Annotated in this window: 11 protein-coding genes and 1 pseudogene; 6 read left to right on the top strand and 6 right to left on the bottom strand. The window is 73.7% G+C overall.

All coding sequences use genetic code 11. The features are described 5' to 3' along the window. Nucleotides 1–53 precede the first annotated feature (53 nt). Nucleotides 54–1,283 carry a GNAT family N-acetyltransferase gene (locus MID12_RS23070; RefSeq protein WP_040253600.1) on the top strand — a complete coding sequence of 410 codons (1,230 nt, stop codon included), beginning with the start codon at nt 54–56 and terminating at the stop codon, nt 1,281–1,283. Between the two features lie 31 nt (nt 1,284–1,314). Here MID12_RS23070 and MID12_RS23065 read toward each other — a convergent pair. Beyond that, nucleotides 1,315–2,115 (bottom strand): annotated as a pseudogene (locus tag MID12_RS23065) (Fpg/Nei family DNA glycosylase); the annotation flags it as partial. 217 nt (nt 2,116–2,332) lie between these two features. Next, nucleotides 2,333–2,818 carry a ribose-5-phosphate isomerase gene (locus MID12_RS23060; RefSeq protein ID WP_040253595.1) on the bottom strand — a complete coding sequence of 162 codons (486 nt, stop codon included), beginning with the start codon at nt 2,816–2,818 and terminating at the stop codon, nt 2,333–2,335. 182 nt (nt 2,819–3,000) lie between these two features. Here MID12_RS23060 and MID12_RS23055 point away from each other — a divergent pair, with 182 nt between their 5' ends. After that, complete coding sequence (locus tag MID12_RS23055) at nt 3,001–4,347, top strand: FAD-binding oxidoreductase (protein WP_263170459.1); 1,347 nt, start codon at nt 3,001–3,003, stop codon at nt 4,345–4,347. Between the two features lie 125 nt (nt 4,348–4,472). Here MID12_RS23055 and MID12_RS23050 read toward each other — a convergent pair whose 3' ends face one another. Then, entirely contained in the window at nt 4,473–5,069 is a 597-nt protein-coding gene (locus MID12_RS23050; RefSeq protein WP_263170458.1) for a biotin transporter BioY, read from the bottom strand. A 511-nt stretch (nt 5,070–5,580) separates the two neighbouring features. Between MID12_RS23050 and MID12_RS23045 the strand changes: the two genes are divergently transcribed. Both MID12_RS23045 and MID12_RS23040 read left to right on the top strand, forming a co-directional pair. Beyond that, a complete protein-coding gene (locus tag MID12_RS23045; RefSeq protein ID WP_263170457.1) occupies nt 5,581–7,026 on the top strand; it encodes an amino acid permease in 1,446 nt (481 codons plus the stop codon). A 260-nt stretch (nt 7,027–7,286) separates the two neighbouring features. Further along, entirely contained in the window at nt 7,287–7,934 is a 648-nt protein-coding gene (locus MID12_RS23040; protein WP_263170456.1) for a superoxide dismutase, read from the top strand. A 188-nt stretch (nt 7,935–8,122) separates the two neighbouring features. On the opposite strand, the gene MID12_RS23035 is transcribed toward MID12_RS23040, so the two are convergent. Continuing rightward, complete coding sequence (locus tag MID12_RS23035) at nt 8,123–8,782, bottom strand: DsbA family protein (protein ID WP_263170454.1); 660 nt, start codon at nt 8,780–8,782, stop codon at nt 8,123–8,125. Between the two features lie 222 nt (nt 8,783–9,004). On the opposite strand from MID12_RS23035, the gene pepN reads away from it, so the two are divergent. Together pepN and MID12_RS23025 are read left to right on the top strand one after the other, a co-directional pair. Continuing rightward, nucleotides 9,005–11,584, top strand: coding sequence for an aminopeptidase N (gene pepN, locus MID12_RS23030; protein ID WP_263170452.1), 2,580 nt, complete (start codon nt 9,005–9,007; stop codon nt 11,582–11,584). Nucleotides 11,585–11,993: 409 nt separating this feature from the next. Continuing rightward, nucleotides 11,994–13,064, top strand: a complete 1,071-nt coding sequence (locus tag MID12_RS23025) for a hypothetical protein (RefSeq protein ID WP_263170450.1) — start codon at nt 11,994–11,996, stop codon at nt 13,062–13,064. A gap of 67 nt (nt 13,065–13,131) precedes the next feature. Here the strand turns inward: MID12_RS23025 and MID12_RS23020 are convergent, their stop codons facing one another. Both MID12_RS23020 and MID12_RS23015 read right to left on the bottom strand, forming a co-directional pair. After that, on the bottom strand, nt 13,132–14,286 hold the full coding sequence (locus MID12_RS23020; protein ID WP_263170449.1) for a serine hydrolase domain-containing protein: 1,155 nt from the start codon (nt 14,284–14,286) through the stop codon (nt 13,132–13,134). A gap of 176 nt (nt 14,287–14,462) precedes the next feature. Continuing rightward, complete coding sequence (locus MID12_RS23015; RefSeq protein ID WP_263170447.1) at nt 14,463–16,181, bottom strand: TIGR03767 family metallophosphoesterase; 1,719 nt, start codon at nt 16,179–16,181, stop codon at nt 14,463–14,465. Nucleotides 16,182–16,255: the final 74 nt, after the last annotated feature.

Raw genomic sequence — 16,255 nt, 5'->3', positions numbered from 1 at the left:
TCCGGGTGGAAAACGCCTCGCCCCGCGGTGGGCGCACTGGTAACGATGTGCGTATGAGCATCGATCTGCGTGTGCTGCGCGAGGCCGACTTCGACAGCTGGTACGCCCTTCTCGACCGGGCCTTCGGCGGGGTCCCCGAACCCGCCGAGGAACGCGCCCTGTGGAAGGGCCTCATCGAGTACGAGCGCTCCCTCGCCGCCTGGGACGAGAAGGAGATCGTCGGCACGGCGGGCGCCTTCTCCTTCCGGATGACGGTCCCCGGCGGCGCCCGGGTGCCGACCGCGGGCGTCACCATGGTCAGCGTGGCCGCCACCCACCGGCGGCGCGGGGTGCTGCGGTCGATGATGCGCCGCCAGCTCGACGACATCCGGGCCCTCGGCGAACCGCTGGCCGCCCTGGTCGCCTCCGAGCCGGACATCTACGGCCGCTTCGGCTACGGCTCGGCGGGCCGGGCGCTGGCCGCCGAGATCGACACCGCCCGGGTCCGGCTGCGGATGCCCCCGGGCGCGGACGAGCCCCGGCTGAGCTTCGCCGACCCCAGGGACTCGCTGATGCGCTGCGAGGACCTGTACTCCCGGCTGGTCAGCGGCCGCCCGGGGCTCCTCGCGCGCGCTCCGGGCTGGGAGGAGCTAGGCCTGCTCGACCCGGAGAGCGAGCGCGGGGGCGCCTCGCCCCTGCAGTGCGTACTGGCCGAGCGGGAGGGCGAACTCGTGGGCTACGCGCGGTACTCGGTGAAACCGGAGTGGGACGCGGCGGGCCCGAAGGGCATCGTCCGGCTGCGGTCCCTGGAGGCGCTGGACCCGGCGGCGCACGCGGCGCTGTGGCGGTTCCTCTTCGACCTCGACCTGACCTCGACGCTGTCCGTGCACAGCCGCCCGCTGGACGACCCCCTCCCGCACCTGGTCTCCGACCCCCGGCGCTGCGGGCTGCGGACCAGGGACCTGCTGTACCTGCGGATCGTCGACCTCCCGGCGGCGCTCGCCGCGCGTACGTACCAGGTGCCCCTGGACACGGTCCTGGAGGTCGAGGACGCGTTCTGCCCCTGGAACACCGGCCGCTGGCGGCTGCGCGGGGACTCCGGCGGCGCGGTCTGCGAGCGCACCGAGGACGAGCCCCGACTCGCCCTCGCGGCACGGGAGTTGGGCGCCGCCTACCTGGGCGAGAGCCCGCTCACCTCGCTGGCCGCCGCCGGTCTGGTGCGCGAGCTGGTGCCGGGGTCGCTGGCGCCGGTGTCGCTCGCCTTCGGCTCGCAGACGGCGCCTTGGCTGCCGCACGGCTTCTGACCCCGGCGGCGGTGGCGGCCCCGGTCGCGGGCTGGCAGCGCGGGCACCAGAAGAGGTTGCGGGCGGCGAGGGAGGCGGTGCGGACCTCGGTGCCGCAGATGTGGCAGGGCTGGTCCGCCCGGCGGTAGACGTAGACCTCGCCGCCGTGGTCGTCGACGCGCGGCGGGCGCCCCATGGCCTCCGGCAGGTGCTCGGGGCTCACGGTGTCTATCCGGTTGTTGCGCACGCCCTCGCGCATCAGCTCCACCAGGTCGTCCCAGAGCGCCTGCCACTCCTCGGGGGCGAGGTCGCGGCCCGGCCGGTACGGGTCGATGCCGTGCCGGAAGAGCACCTCGGCGCGGTAGACGTTGCCGACGCCCGCGACCACCTTCTGGTCCATCAGCAGGGCGGCCAGGGTGGTGCGGCTGCGGGAGATGCGGCGGTAGGCGGCGGCCGGGTCGTCGCCGGGGCGCAGCGGGTCGGGGCCGAGCCGCTCGTGCACCGCCTGCTTCTCGTCCTCGGTGATCAGCGCGCAGGTGGCCGGGCCGCGCAGGTCCACGTAGGAGCCGCCGCCCTCCAGGCGCAGCCGTACGGTGTCGGCGGGCGGCGGCGCGGGCAGCGCGCCGAAGGCGACCTTGCCGAACAGGCCCAGGTGGATGTGGACATGGCCCGCGCCGCCGAAGTGCAGGAAGAGGTGCTTGCCGTGCGCCTCGGCGCCGGTGAGCTCGCGGCCGTCGAGCAGCGCGGCGCTCTGGGCGAAGGTGCCCTGCGGGCTTGTCACGCGCAGCTCGCGGCCCTGGAAGCGGGCGTGGTGGTCCTCGGCGAGCCGGTGGATCGTGTGCCCCTCGGGCACGGTCCCTCCCCTGGTGGTTCAGGCCCGCGAACCCTGAGGGGTCGGGCCTGCGCGGGCCTTTGGCGGATCACTCCCGCGGGCCTTCGGTGGATCACTCCCGGGGGCCGCCGGTGGAGCGGGCCCGCGGGCCACTGGCCGGGCGGGCTCGCGGGGCCCCGGCTGGATCAGGCCTGCGGGAGCGGGCCCCGGCCCTGCGGCGGGCCGGGGCGTGGCGGGTTCAGCCCTGCGGGTGGTGGGCCGGGACGGGCGGCAGTTCGCCGGTGGTCTCGTAGCCGGAGAGCATGTCGATGCGGCGGATGTGCCGCTCGTCGCCGGAGAAGGGCGTCGTCAGGAAGATCTCGACGAAGCGGGTGGCCTCCTCGGTGCTGTGCATCCGGGCGCCGACGGCGACGACATTGGCGTTGTTGTGCTCCCGGCCGAGCGCGGCGGTCTGCTCGCTCCAGGCGAGCGCGGCCCGTACGCCCTTGACCTTGTTCGCGGCGATCTGCTCGCCGTTGCCGGAGCCGCCGATGACGATGCCGAGGGAGTCCGCGTCCTTCGCCGCGCCTTCGGCGGCGCGCAGGCAGAACGGCGGATAGTCGTCCTGGGCGTCGTAGAGGTGGGGCCCGCAGTCGACGGGCTCGTGGCCGTTGGCCTTCAGCCATTCGACCAGGTGGTTCTTGAGTTCGTAGCCGGCATGATCCGAGCCGAGGTACACGCGCATGGCCCCGAGTCTGACACGGACCGCCCCGCCGCCCGGACCCGGCCCGGAAAACCTGACGGCACCTGTCAGGTAATGCTGGCAGCGTCGGGGGCGTCCGAGGCCTTCGGACGCGGACGGAGCCGGGGCGGCCCGCGGTGGGCGCCGCCGTCTCCGCCCGGTGGCACAGGGGAAAGGGCACAGCCATGCATGCGACGGATTCCTCGTCCGAGAGTCGGGTACTCACCCCCGGGGACCCGGAGTACGCGCCGGAGGTGGCGGGCTTCCAGACCGGGTTCGCGCTGCGGCCGGCCCGGGTGTGGGCGGCGCGCTCGGCCCGCGAGGTGGCCGAGGCGGTCGGGTACGCGGCCGGGGAGGGCCTGCCGCTCGGCGTGCAGGCGACGGGGCACGGGCTGCCGGATGCCGCCGAGGGCGGGGTGCTGGTCAGCACCCGGCGGATGGACGCGGTGCGGATCGACCCCGGGGCGCGTACCGCGGTGATCGGGGCGGGCGCCCGCTGGGGCCAGGTCGTCGAGGCGGCGGCGCCCTACGGACTCGCCCCGCTCAACGGCTCCTCGCCGGGGGTGGGCGCCGTCTCGTACACCCTCAGCGGCGGACTGGGCATCCTGGCACGGGAGTTCGGCTACGCGGCGGACCGGGTGCGGCGCCTTGAGGTGGTCACCGCGGACGGGCGGCTGCGCGAGGTGGCGGCCGGGAGCGAGCCGGAGCTGTTCTGGGGGCTGCGCGGCGGCGGGCACGGGCTCGGCGTGGTCACCGAGCTGGAGATCGGCCTGGTCCCGGTGGCCCGGCTGTACGGCGGCGCCCTCACCTTCGACGCCTCGGCGGTCGACCCGGCGCGGATCCTCGCGGAGTACGAGGCCTGGACGCGGACCGTGCCGGAGAACCTGACCTCCTCGCTGGCCGCCGTCCCCTACCCGGACCTCCCGGCGCTGCCCCCGCATCTGCGCGGCGCCTATCTGATCTCCCTGCGGGTGGCCTTCACCGGCGGCGCCGAGGAGGGCGAGCGCCTGGTGGCCCCGCTGCGCCGGATCGGGCCCGCGGTCACCGACACCCTGCGCGAGATGCCCTACGCGCAGAGCCCGAGCATCCACAACGACCCGGCCAGCCCGCACGCCTACTACGGGGACAGCGCGGTGCTGAGCGAGCTGGACGTGAAGGCGGCGGCCGAACTGCTCGCCGCGACCGGCCCCGCGGCGCCGATGATGTGCGTGGTCCAGCTCAACCACCTGGGCGGGGCGCTGAGCCGGGAGCCCGAGCCGCCCAACGCGGTGCCGCACCGGGAGGGCCGCTTCCTGGTACGGGTGCTCGCGGTGCTCGACGGCACCGACCGCGCCGCGGCCCGGGCCCACTTCGCCGGAGCGCTCGCCCCGCTGGCCCCGGCGACCACCGGCCGCTTCCTCGGCTTCGCCTTCGGCGGCGGCGACCGCGGCGAGGGCCTCTACCCGGCCGCGACCCGGGAACGCCTCGCCGCCCTGAAGAGGACGTACGACCCGGGGAACCTCTTCGGCGGCCCTCACGGGGGACAGGACTGAGCCCCCACCCAGGGGGGCGGGGGCTCGCGGGTCCTTCATCCGGTCCCGGCCGGGGGGGGGCTCCGCGGTTCCCGGCCGGGTCTCGGTGGCTCCCGGCGGTGTCCGGTGGTTCCGGGCCGGTGGTCTCAGCGCTCGCCGAGCAGCTTCCAGGCGCCCGGCAGGAGGCCCATCGCCAGGGCGGCCTTGAGGGCGTCGCCGAGCAGGAAGGGGGTGAGCCCGGCGGCGACCGCCTCGCTCAGGCCCATGCCGGTGGCGAGGGCGAGGTAGGGCACGCCCACCGCGTAGATGACGGCGGAGCCGAGCACCATGGTGCCGGCGGTCCGGGGCACCGAGCGGTCGCCGCCGCGGCGGGCCAGCGCCCCGGTCAGCGTGGCGGCGAGCAGCATGCCGAGGACGTAGCCGAAGGAGGGGGCCGAGGCGCCGGAGGAGCCCTCGGCGAACCAGGGCACGCCCGCCATGCCGACCAGGGTGTAGAGGACGAGCGAGAGCAGTCCGCGCCGGGCGCCGAGGGCGGTGCCGACGAGCAGCGCGGCGAAGGTCTGCCCGGTCACCGGGACCGGCGAGCCCGGCACCGGCACGGAGATCTGGGCGGCGAGCCCGGTCAGCGCCGCGCCGGAGACGACGAGCACCAGGTCGCGGACGCGCGCCCGGGCCGTCGAGGAGGCGGGCAGCAGGTCCGCGAGGACGGCGCCCGGGCGGGCGGGGGAGGCAGCGAGGCTCATCGGGACTCCGCGGGGAGGAGGGTGGGGACCGGGGCCGGAGGGCGGGGCCCGGGGGACAGCGCGACGCTATCCCAGCGGCCCTCGGCGCCTCACCGTCAGCCGCCGACAAAGGGTCTCGGCGGGGATTGGTGGGTACTACACAAAATCCGGGGCCACACCTGCCGGGCCCGTGAGGCGCGTCACGCGGGGGCGGGGCGCCGGGTGCGGCCGCTCCGTACGGCGGCACCGGGTCGGCACCCTGCGGGTTCGCCGGAACCGGCCGCCCGGACCGCCGCGAGCAGCGGCCGGGAGCGCGGAAAACCGTCCATCCGGAATGCTCGGGGCACCCTGCCGAAGGGTCCAATTCAGCAGGTCACATGAGAGGTCGTTCACAACACCGGCAAGTAAACGGACCATCACGATCCGAGGTCGATGAGTCCGCATGGCGGGCGATCACTTGGCCCTGTCCCGTGCGGTGCCCACACTGTGAGTTCTTTCCCCGGCGTCTCACGTTATGGACAGTCGCTCCCCCATGTCCCGGACTTCTCCTGGTGCCGAGTCGGTCACGACCGACGCCACCCCCCACAGCGAACCGCACGCATCCGCGCAGCCCGCCCTCTCGCACGGGCTCAAACAGCGCCATCTGTCGATGATCGCCCTCGGCGGCGTCATCGGCGCCGGACTCTTCGTCGGCTCCGGGGCGGGCATCGCCTCCGCCGGGCCCTCGATCGTGCTCGCCTTCGCCGCCTCCGGCCTGCTCGTCACGCTGGTCATGCGGATGCTGGGCGAGATGTCCGCCGCCAATCCGGCCTCCGGCTCCTTCTCGGTGCACGCCGAGCGCGCCATCGGCCCCTGGGCCGGCTTCACCGCGGGCTGGATGTACTGGGCCCTGCTCTGCGTCGGCATCGCGGTCGAGGCCATCGGCGCCGCCGACATCATGACCAGCTGGCTCCCGGACACCCCCGGCTGGATGTGGGTGGCCGTCTTCATGGCCCTGTTCTGCGGCACCAACCTCGCCGCGGTGAGCAACTTCGGCGAGTACGAGTTCTGGTTCGCCCTGCTCAAGGTGGTGGCGATCACCGCCTTCCTGGTGCTCGGACTGCTCGCCATCGCGGGCCTGCTGCCCGGCACCGACGCCCCCGGCACCTCGCACCTCACCGGCGACGGCGGCTTCCTGCCCAACGGCACCGACGGACTGATCACCGGCCTGCTCGCCTCCGTCTTCGCCTACGGCGGCCTGGAGACGGTGACCATCGCGGCGGCCGAGTCCGAGGACCCGCGCCGCGGCGTCGCCAAGGCCGTGCGCACCGCCGTGTGGCGGATCGCGGTCTTCTACGTCGGCTCGATGCTGGTGATCGTCACCCTGATCGACTGGCAGGACAAGGCGCTGCTCGCCGGTCCCTACGCGGCCGTCCTGGACGAGATCGGCATCGGCAACGCGGGCGAGGTCATGAAGGTGATCGTGCTCGCCGCCCTGCTCTCCGCGATGAACGCCAACATCTACGGCGCCTCGCGGATGTCGTACTCGCTGATCGCCCGCGGCGAGGGCCCGCGCTTCCTCGGCAAGCTCACCGGCGGCGTCCCGCGCCGCGCGGTGGTCGCCTCCTCGGTCTTCGGCTTCTTCGCGGTGCTGCTGAAGTTCTGGTGGGAGGACACCGTCTTCACCTGGCTGCTGAACATGGTCGGCGCCGCCACCCTCGTGGTCTGGGGCTTCATCGCCGTCTCCCAGCTGATCAGCCGGCGCCGCCTGGAGCGGGAGAGCCCGGACAAGCTCCTGGTACGGATGTGGCTCTTCCCGGCGCTCACCTGGGTGGCGCTCGCGGGCATCCTCGCGGTGCTGCTGCTGATGCTCCGCGAGGACGACACCCGCACCCAGCTCTGGTTCACCGGCGGCCTCGCGCTCGCCCTGGCGGGCGCCGGCTATCTGCGGCAGCGGCTCGCCGCCGAGCGGCAGGCAACTGCCGCGGCCGGGAAATAAGGCGGAGGACCACGGGCCCTGCGCCCGCTCGGCCCAGTCCGCCGCGAGGAAATCGGGTCTCCCGTCCGGGAGGCCCGATTTCCCGTTTCCCGGCGCTTTCCCGCGCCTCCGGGTCACCGGGACTAAGCCAAGCCTTACCCCCGAAAGGGCCAACGCCCTTGTCAGGCAAGGGTTCCGGAGGTGTGCCCCTGCCCGCCGGAGGGCACTGTTGTTGCTAAGGTGCACTTGCAAGAAGCTTGCAATAAGCCGAGGGGACCGTCATGGCTTTGTACACGCTTCCGGAACTGCCCTATGACTACGCGGCACTCGCGCCCGTCATCAGTCCGGAGATCATCGAGCTGCACCACGACAAGCACCACGCCGCCTACGTCAAGGGCGCCAACGACACCGTGGAGCAGCTCGACGAGGCCCGCGACAAGGAGCAGTGGGACTCGATCAACGGGCTCCAGAAGAACCTCGCCTTCCATCTGAGCGGGCACATCCTGCACTCGATCTACTGGCAGAACATGACCGGCGACGGCGGCGGCGAGCCGCTGGCCGCCGACGGCGTGGGCGAGCTGGCGGACGCGATCACCGAGTCCTTCGGCTCCTTCGCCGGGTTCAAGGCGCAGCTTTCCAAGGCCGCGGCGACCACCCAGGGCTCCGGCTGGGGCGTCCTCGCCTTCGAGCCGGTGACCGGCCGCCTGATCGTCGAGCAGGTCTACGACCACCAGGGCAACATCGGCCAGGGCTCCACCCCGATCCTGGTCTTCGACGCCTGGGAGCACGCCTTCTACCTCCAGTACAAGAACCAGAAGGTCGACTTCATCGAGGCCATGTGGAAGGTCGTCAACTGGCAGGACGTGGCCCGGCGCTACGCCTCCGCCAAGCAGCAGACCGACCGCCTCCTGCTCACCCCCGGGAAGTGAGCGCGGGCCGGTCCCGGTGACCGGCCCCACTCCCCCGGGCGGCCCGACGCCCTGCTCGTGATCGTCTTCTCAGCCTTCACGGGGCAGGCGGAAGAAAGGAGAGCCCCCGCCAGGACGTGACTGGCGGGGGCTCTCCCGTTTCCACGGCGGCCTTCCACGGCAGCGGCGGCGCGCGGCCGCGGCCGGGATCAGTCGAAGATCGGCCCCTGGGTACGGGTGCGCTTCAGCTCGTAGAAGCCGGAGACGCCCGCGACGAGCAGGGTGCCGTCCCACAGCCGGGCGGCCTCCTCGCCCTTGGGCGCCGGGGTGACCACCGGGCCGAAGAAGGCGACCTCGCCCTGGCCCTCGGGTCCGGGGACCGCGATGACCGGGGTGCCGACGTCCTGGCCGACCTTGTCGATACCGGTCTTGTGCGAGGCCCGCAGCTCGGTGTCGTAGGTGTCCTTCTCCGCGTACTCGGCGAGCGAGGCCGGCAGGCCCACGTCCGCCAGGGCGCCGAGGACCGCCTCCGGCGTGGTCCCCTCGCCCTGGTTGTGGATCCGCTTGCCGAGCGCCTCGTACAGCGGGCCGACGACCTCCTGACCGTGCTGCTCCCGCGCGGCGACGACCACCCGCACCGGGCCCCAGGCGGTGGTGGCCATCATGTCCCGGTACTCGTCGGGGAGTTCGTCGAGGCGGGGCTCGTTGAGGACGGCGAGGCTCATCACGTGCCAGCGCACCTCGATGTCGCGGACCTTCTCCACCTCCACCACCCAGCGGGAGGTCATCCACGCCCAGGGGCACAGCGGGTCGAACCAGAAGTCGACGGGGGTCTTCCCGGAAGTCGTCGTCCCGGACGTCTCGGACATGTCTCTCCTCGGCTTGCTGCGAATGCGGGTACGGAGGCGGGCGGGCGCGCACGCCCCTCCCGTACCGGGCCAACATCGCCGGGGGTACGCCCCATTCCCGCCCCCGCGGCCCGAACCGGTGTCCGGCAGCCGGTGAGCCCTGTCCTCTGACAGGAGCGCATGCGAGGATCAGTCCTGATCGATCAACCCCCCATACGCGGATGAACCCGAGGAGTACGACCCGTGCCCGGTGAGAATCTGAGCCGCGACGAGGCGCAGGAACGCGCCGCCCTGCTGACCGTCGACGGGTACGAGGTCGCCCTCGACCTGCGCTCGGCGGTCGGTGAGGGACCCGAGTCCCGGACCTTCCGTTCGGTGACCACGATCCGCTTCCGCTGCGCCGAGCCCGGCGCCGCGAGCTTCGCCGACCTGATCGCGCCGCATGTCACGGCCGTCTCGCTGAACGGCGAGGACCTCGACCCGGTCGCCGTCTTCGACGGCGCGCGGGTCCTCCTCGAAGACCTCGCCGCCGAGAACGAACTCGTGGTGGACGCCCAGTGCGCGTACAGCCGCACCGGCGAGGGCATGCACCGCTTCACCGACCCGGAGGACGGCGAGGTCTACCTCTACACGCAGTACGAGCCCGCCGACGCGCGCCGCGTCTTCGCCAACTTCGAGCAGCCCGACCTCAAGGCCCCCTACCGCTTCGAGGTCACCGCGCCCGAGGGCTGGACGGTCTGGAGCAACGGCGCCGGTGAACTCGCCGAGGGCGTCTGGCGGTTCGCGGAGACCGAGCCGATCTCGACGTACATCACCTGCGTGGTGGCCGGCCCCTACGCCGAGGCCCGCGAGCACTACCGGCGCACCCTCGCCGACGGCTCCACCCTGGAGATCCCGCTCGGCCTGCTCTGCCGCAAGTCGCTGGCCCGGCACTTCGACACCGAGGAGGTCTTCGAGGTCACCAAGCAGGGCCTGGACTTCTTCCACGACAACTTCGACTACCCCTACCCCTTCGGGAAGTACGACCAGGCCTTCGTGCCGGAGTACAACCTGGGCGCGATGGAGAACCCGGGGATGGTCACCTTCCGCGAGGAGTTCATCTTCCGCGGCAAGGTCACCCAGGCCGCCTACGAGCGCCGCGCCAATGTCGTCCTGCACGAGATGGCGCACATGTGGTTCGGGGACCTGGTCACCATGCGCTGGTGGGACGACCTCTGGCTGAAGGAGTCCTTCGCCGACTACATGGGCGCCTTCGCGCTGGTCGGCGCCACCCGCTACCGCAACGCCTGGGTCACCTTCGCCAACAACCGCAAGTCCTGGGCGTACCGGGCCGACCAGCTGCCCTCCACCCACCCGATCACCGCCGACATCCGCGACCTGGAGGACGCCAAGCTCAACTTCGACGGGATCACGTACGCCAAGGGCGCCTCGGTGCTCAAGCAGCTGGGCGCGTACGTCGGCCAGGAGGCCTTCCTCGAAGGGGCCCGGCGCTACTTCAAGCGGCACGCCTACGGCAACACCGAGCTCGGCGATCTGCTCTCGGTCCTGGCGGAGACCTCGGGCCGGGACATGGCCGCCTGGTCGCGGGCCTGGCTGCAGACCGCCGGGGTCAACTCCCTGACCCCGCAGCTGACTTCGGACGCCGAGGGCCGGATCACCGAGCTGGCCGTCCTGCAGGAGGCCGCCGCCTCGCATCCGCAGCTGCGCCCGCACCGGGTCGCGATCGGCCTGTACCGGCGCGAGCCCGACGGCACCCTCGCGCGCTACGCGCGGACCGAGACCGATGTGGACGGCGCCCGTACGGTGGTCGCCGACCTCGCCGGGCAGCCGGAGCCCGATCTGGTCCTGGTCAACGACGAGGACCTCACCTACTGCAAGATCCGCTTCGACGCGCGCTCCCTGGACACCCTGCGGGCCCACCTCGGGGACCTCACCGACCCGCTGGCCCGCGCCCTGTGCTGGACGGCGCTGTGGAACCTCACCCGGGACGCGCTGATGCCCGCCCGGGACTTCGTCGACCTCGTGCTGCGCTTCGCCGGGCGCGAGTCGGACATCGGGGTGCTCCAGATGCTGCACTCCTGGGCGCGCTCGGCGCTGGTGCACTACGCGGCGCCCGAGTGGCGCGAGGAGGGCGGGCGGCTGCTCGCCGAGGGCGCCCTCGGCGAGCTGCGGAAGGCCGAGCCGGGCAGCCAGCACCAGCTGACCTGGGCGCGGTTCTTCGCCGCGGTCGCCTCCGGCGAGGCCGACCTCCAGCTGCTCGACGGGCTGCTCGACGGCAGCGCGAAGATCGACGGGCTCGATGTCGACCAGGAGCTGCGCTGGGTCTTCCTGGAGCCGCTGACCGTGCACGGCCGCGCCGACGGTGCCGCCCTCGCCGCCGAACTCGCCCGCGACGACACGGCCTCCGGCAAGCGGCACCAGGTGCGGCTGCTCGCGGCCCGGCCCTCGGCCGAGGTCAAGGCGGAGGCCTGGAAGCAGCTCATCGAGGCCGACACCCTCTCCAACGCCCTGGTCGAGGCGACCATCGCGGGCTTCGGGCAGCCGGAGCAGCGCGCGCTCACCGCCCCGTACGCGCCCCGGTACTTCGAGGTCATCGAGCGGATCTGGGCCGAGCGCTCGATCCAGATCGGCATGCACGTGGTGCGCGGGCTCTTCCCCACCGCCCAGGACAGCCAGTCCACCGTGGACGCCGCGGACGCCTGGCTCGACGGGCACCCGGCGGCGGCCCCCGCCCTGCGGCGCCTGGTCCTGGAGTCCCGCGACGACCTGGCCCGCGCCCTGCGCGGCCAGGACCGCGACCGGGCGGCGGCCCAGGGCACCTGAGCGGACCGCGCCCGCGGCTCCGCCTGAGCGGACCCGCCTGAGCGGACCGCGCCCACGGCTTCCGTGAGCGCACCGCCTGGGCGGACCCGCGTGACCGGGCCCCGGCACTCTCCTCGCGAGGGGAGCGCCGGGGCCCGCCGCGTCCGTACGGAAGCTCCGCGGGAGCGCCGCGGCGGGGTGACCGGCGCTGTTACCGACCCGTCGAGAACCGGGCGGGGCAGCGGACGAGGACGCCGCCCCGGGGCCCGACCGGCAGCAGGGCGGACCCCGTTGGCCAGGGCCTCGCCGGGCGTGCCCGAATCCCCGTGCCCGGCTCGAACTCCTGCCCCCTTCGGGAGTGATGTCCCGGTTTGCCGACGGGGCTGTAACACCGGTTAGCGGGGCACCGGCCACCGGGAAGCTGGCGGGCATGAACCACAATCCGACGCCGCCGCACGGCACCCGGCTCCCGCTCTCGCCCCACCCGCTGCGCCATCTCACCGACAGCCGCAGCCGGGTGCTGACCGCCGCCGAGCTGCGGGCGCACGGGGTGAGCGCCGCCGAGGCCGCCGAGCAGTGCCGCCCCGAGGGTCCCTGGCGCCAACTCCTCCCGGGCGTCTTCCTGTTGCACACCGGGCCGCCGACCGGTGCGGAGCGCCTGCAGGCGGTGCTGCTCTACGCGGGCCGGGCGCCGCGCGGCTCCGCCGAGTCGGTGCCGGCCCAGCCCGCCGCCGCGGACCGCTTCGGGGAGGCGGCCCTCACCGGGCTCGCCGCGCTCGCCTGCCACGGCTTCGCCTCGGCGCCGCCGCCGGCCTCCCTCGACCGCCTCGACGTCCTCGTCCCCCGGGGCCGCAGGCTGCGCTCCACCGGCTGCGTCCGGCTGGTGCGCACCCATCGGATGCCGGGGGCGGTGGTGGTCGGCGGGGTGCCGCTCGCGCCGGTCGCCCGGGCGGCGGCCGACGCGGTGGCCCGGCTCGGCGACGGGGCGCTGGTGCGCGCCCTGCTCACCGAGGCGGTACGCGAGGGCCACGCCGAAGCCTCCGAGCTGGTACGGGAGTTGACGCGGGCCCGGCTGCTCGGGCGCCCCCATGTGACCGAGGCGGTGGACGCGCTGCTCGCCGAGGGCCGCACCCACGCCGAGCACCGCTTGTACCGGATGGTCCGCGAGCAGGGCCTGCCGGACCCGCTGTGGAACGTCGACCTGCGCCTGCCGGGCGGCCCCCACCTCGGCGGCGTGGACGCCTACTGGCCCGATCACGCGGTCGCCCTGGAGCTGCGCACCGCCGCCCCGGCCAGGAGCGCCCCGCCCGCCGAGGGCACCGTGCGGTCGGTGCCCGGCGTCGAGCGCGAGCATCTGGAGCGCCTGGGCATCGCGGTGGTGCACGCCGACCCTGGCCTGCTGCGCGAGCACCCCGCCCGGCAGGCCGCGGTGGTCCGCACCGCCCTGCTCGCCTCGGCGGACCGGGAGCCGGTGCCGTACGTGGTCGTGCTGCCCCGGTGAGCGCGGGGCGGCGGGTGGGCGCGAAGGGGCGGGCGAACCGACCGCCCCCGCGCGCCCGGCCGTCGGCTCAGTCCTCGCAGAACTCCGCCTCCAGGACCGGGGCGCTGTCGCCCGCCCAGTCCCCGTTGAGGTTCATGGCGAGCGCGTGCGTGCCGTCCGCCGTGGTGACGGCGGTGGAGGTGGAGCCGTGGATGCCGCCGTCGTGGCCGTAGAGGGTGACCCCGCAGCTCAGCTTCTGCTCGATGAGCGCGAGTCCGTAGCGGTATCCGGGGTGCTCGTCGCCGGTCGAGACGGTGTCCTTCATCTCGGCCAGCTGCTTCTTCGGCAGCAGCTGTCCGCCGAGCAGGGCGGAGTAGAAGCGGTTCAGGTCGGCCGAGTCGGAGACCATGTCGCCCGCGGCGCCCGCGAGGGAGGGGTTGAGCGCGGTCACGTCGTAGGTCTTGGTGGCGTTCGGATCGTTGGAGAGCTTGGAGTAGGCGCGGGCGTGCGGGCCCGGCAGGCGCGGGTCGGTGCCGGGTGAGCGGGTGCCGCGCAGATGCAGCGGCTCGATGATGCGGCGGCGGATCTCCTCGGCGTAGCCGCGGCCGGTGACCTTCTCCACGATCATCCCGGCGAGGGTGTAGTTGGTGTTGGAGTACCGCCAGCCGGTGCCGGGCTCGAAGCTGGGGGCGTGCCGCATGGCGAGGGCCACCTGCTCGGCGGCGGTCACGGTGCGGTAGCGGTTCTTCAGGAACTCGGTGGAGAAGAACTCCCGCACGAACTGCGGGTCCTCGGTGACGTTGAAGACCCCGCTGGTGTGGTTGAGCAGCTGCCGCACGGTGATCCTGCCGCCGTCGTGCCCGTGACCGCGGACCACGCCCGGCAGCCACTTCTCCACCGTGTCGTCGAGGCTGATGCGGCCCTCGGCCTCCAGTTGCAGCAGCACGGTCGCGGTGAAGGTCTTGCTGATGCTGCCCACCCGGTAGTGGTCCTCGGCCCCGCGCGGCTCCCCGGTGCGCAGATCGCCGGTGCCCACCCCGGCCTTCCAGCGGGTGCCGTCCTCGCGGACCCCGGCGGTCACACCGGGCACCCCCGCCTCGACCGTCTTCTCCAGTGCCGCGCGGGTCGCCTCGTGGCCGCCGCCCGCCTGTCCGGCGCCCGGTGCGGCCGAGGCGGGTATCGCCAGCGCCCCCGCGGCCAGCGCCGCCACCATCGCGCAGGCCGCTGTCTTCCGTACTGCCATCTCGTGTCCCTGCTCTCCCCGTAGTCCCCGTGCGGCCTCGTCCCCCGAGGCCCGGGCCCGCCGTGCGGGGCCCTCACGGGGGCAAACCCCGCCGGACCGGCCCGGGTTGAGCACGCCCCGGGGGTTGAGCGAATTCGCGCCATTCGGCGTGATCGTACGGTCGGGTGGGGCGGGAGTCAGCCCTTGCGCAGCAGGAGTTCGGTGTTGCGGTCGCCCGGGGCGCCGAAGAGGGTGGTGCGGGCGCCGGGGGCGTTGAAGGCCAACTCCCGGTAGAGGGCGGCGAGTCCGGACTGGGAGAGGTCGGCGAAGTCGGTGCGCTGCGGGGCCGCCGACTCGATGAGGGTGGTGAACAGCGAGAGGGTGCCGTCGTGGTTGTCGGCGATCTCGATGATGCGGGCCAGCTGCGGGAAGTCCACGTGCGAGGCGGTGGAGATCTCCCAGAAGCTGCCGTGCGGGGTGATGGCGTTCTTGTGGCTGTGGCCGTTCACCCAGGCGAGGACGTTGCGGTGGCCGCGCAGCAGCTCCACCAACTCGGCGCCGCTGTGCCGCCGTTCGCCCGCCCGCGCGGGATCGGGGCGCAGATTGCGCATCGACTTGCTGGTGTGGTGGCTGAAGACCAGGACGTGCTCGTCCTTGTGCGCCGTCAACTGCTGGCTCAGCCAGGTGAATTGGGCGCTGCCGAGGGAGCCCTCGTAGTGGCCGCCCGGGTCGGTGGAGTCCAGGCTGATGCCGAGCACGCCCTCGGCGACCCGGAAGGTGTAGAACTGCGTGCCCTCGGCCAGATTGGCCTCGGTGTAGCCGTGGCCGTGCGGCCCGGGCCCGGTGAACTCCGCGCGCAGATGGGCCCGTACGTACTCCTCGGGGGTGAAGGGGGCGCGGCGTTCGTCGGGGGTGACGCGGCGCATTCCGGCGGGGCGGGAGCGCAGCAGCTCCTTGTAGAGCTCGCCGGTCGGGTCGCCGCCCTTCTTGACGGTGTTCCACAGAGCGGCGCCCTGCTCGCCGGGCAGGGTCATCACCTTCCGGTCGCCGACGGCGTATTCGGCCCAGAAGGAGTCGCGCGGGGCGTAGCAGCCGCCGGGGAGCTGGTCGTGGTTGCCGACCGTGGAGTACCAGGGCAGGTTCAGGCCGGGGCTGTTCAGCTCCCGGATCGCGGCGTCCAGGAAGCCGTCCAGGCGGGGGAAGCCCTGCGCCTTGTCGGCGTCGCGCAGTTCGTCGCCGGGCTGCCAGTAGAGCTTCAGGCCGCTGTCCTGCACGCCCTCGTAGCGGCGCGGGTCACCGGTGTTGGGGGTGAGCCGTCCGCCGCTCATCGCGGTGAGGAACCAGTCGAGTTCGCTGCGGGCGTTGTTGTCGGTGTTGTCGCCGGTGGTCATCACGAAGTGCAGCGGGGAGCCGGTGGCCGGTGCGCCGCGCAGCGCGTTCACCCGCTCGACGAGGGAGATGGCGCCCGCCACCGAGAGGGCCTCCTGCGGCCGCCAGGCGCTCGCGGTCTGCGCGCGCAGGTACTCGTAGCGCAGCGGGTGCTGCACATCGACCAGGTGCAGATCGGTGAACTGCACGAAGGAGGCGAGGGCGGTGCGGCGTTCGGTGCGCCGGGCGCCGGGCGCGGCCAGCTCCTCGCGCACCACCCGCTCCCAGCCCGGGCCCGGGCCGAGCCGCCGGTAGCCGGGTCCCGCGCCGCGGGGCGCGGCGACGCTGTCGAGGGTGGTCCCGCGGCGGTACGGGGCGAGCGGCGCCGCCGGGGCGGGACGGGAGGCGGCGGGCGGCGGGCCCGCGGTGGCGCGGGAGCTGCCCGGGCCGAGGGCGTAGCCCGCGACGCCCGCGGTGACGGCGAGGGCGCCGCCGGAGGCGAGCAGGGTGCGACGGTCGATTCCTGTGCCAGAGCCATTGCGCGGCATGCGCGGTTCTCCCCGGGTGCGAACGCATCAGCGGTGGTCGCGGGGCGGTGGACTCCCCGCTCACCAGCGATGGT

The organism is Streptomyces sp. SCSIO ZS0520 (assembly GCF_025643355.1).
Taxonomy (GTDB): Bacteria; Actinomycetota; Actinomycetes; order Streptomycetales; family Streptomycetaceae; genus Streptomyces; species Streptomyces physcomitrii.
The sequence above is the reverse complement of the archived record's forward strand: the minus strand, read 5'-3'. Positions and strand labels throughout refer to the sequence as shown.

What these genes read in the sequence shown, in the direction of transcription:
- MID12_RS23025 (WP_263170450.1), top strand. Translation starts at nt 11,994, where the DNA reads ATGAACCACAATCCGACGCCGCCGCACGGCACCCGGCTCCCGCTCTCG.
- MID12_RS23035 (WP_263170454.1), bottom strand. Translation starts at nt 8,782, where the DNA reads ATGTCCGAGACGTCCGGGACGACGACTTCCGGGAAGACCCCCGTCGAC.
- MID12_RS23060 (WP_040253595.1), bottom strand. Translation starts at nt 2,818, where the DNA reads ATGCGCGTGTACCTCGGCTCGGATCATGCCGGCTACGAACTCAAGAAC.
- MID12_RS23055 (WP_263170459.1), top strand. Translation starts at nt 3,001, where the DNA reads ATGCATGCGACGGATTCCTCGTCCGAGAGTCGGGTACTCACCCCCGGG.
- MID12_RS23070 (WP_040253600.1), top strand. Translation starts at nt 54, where the DNA reads ATGAGCATCGATCTGCGTGTGCTGCGCGAGGCCGACTTCGACAGCTGG.
- MID12_RS23050 (WP_263170458.1), bottom strand. Translation starts at nt 5,069, where the DNA reads ATGAGCCTCGCTGCCTCCCCCGCCCGCCCGGGCGCCGTCCTCGCGGAC.
- MID12_RS23015 (WP_263170447.1), bottom strand. Translation starts at nt 16,181, where the DNA reads ATGCCGCGCAATGGCTCTGGCACAGGAATCGACCGTCGCACCCTGCTC.
- MID12_RS23040 (WP_263170456.1), top strand. Translation starts at nt 7,287, where the DNA reads ATGGCTTTGTACACGCTTCCGGAACTGCCCTATGACTACGCGGCACTC.
- MID12_RS23045 (WP_263170457.1), top strand. Translation starts at nt 5,581, where the DNA reads ATGTCCCGGACTTCTCCTGGTGCCGAGTCGGTCACGACCGACGCCACC.
- MID12_RS23020 (WP_263170449.1), bottom strand. Translation starts at nt 14,286, where the DNA reads ATGGCAGTACGGAAGACAGCGGCCTGCGCGATGGTGGCGGCGCTGGCC.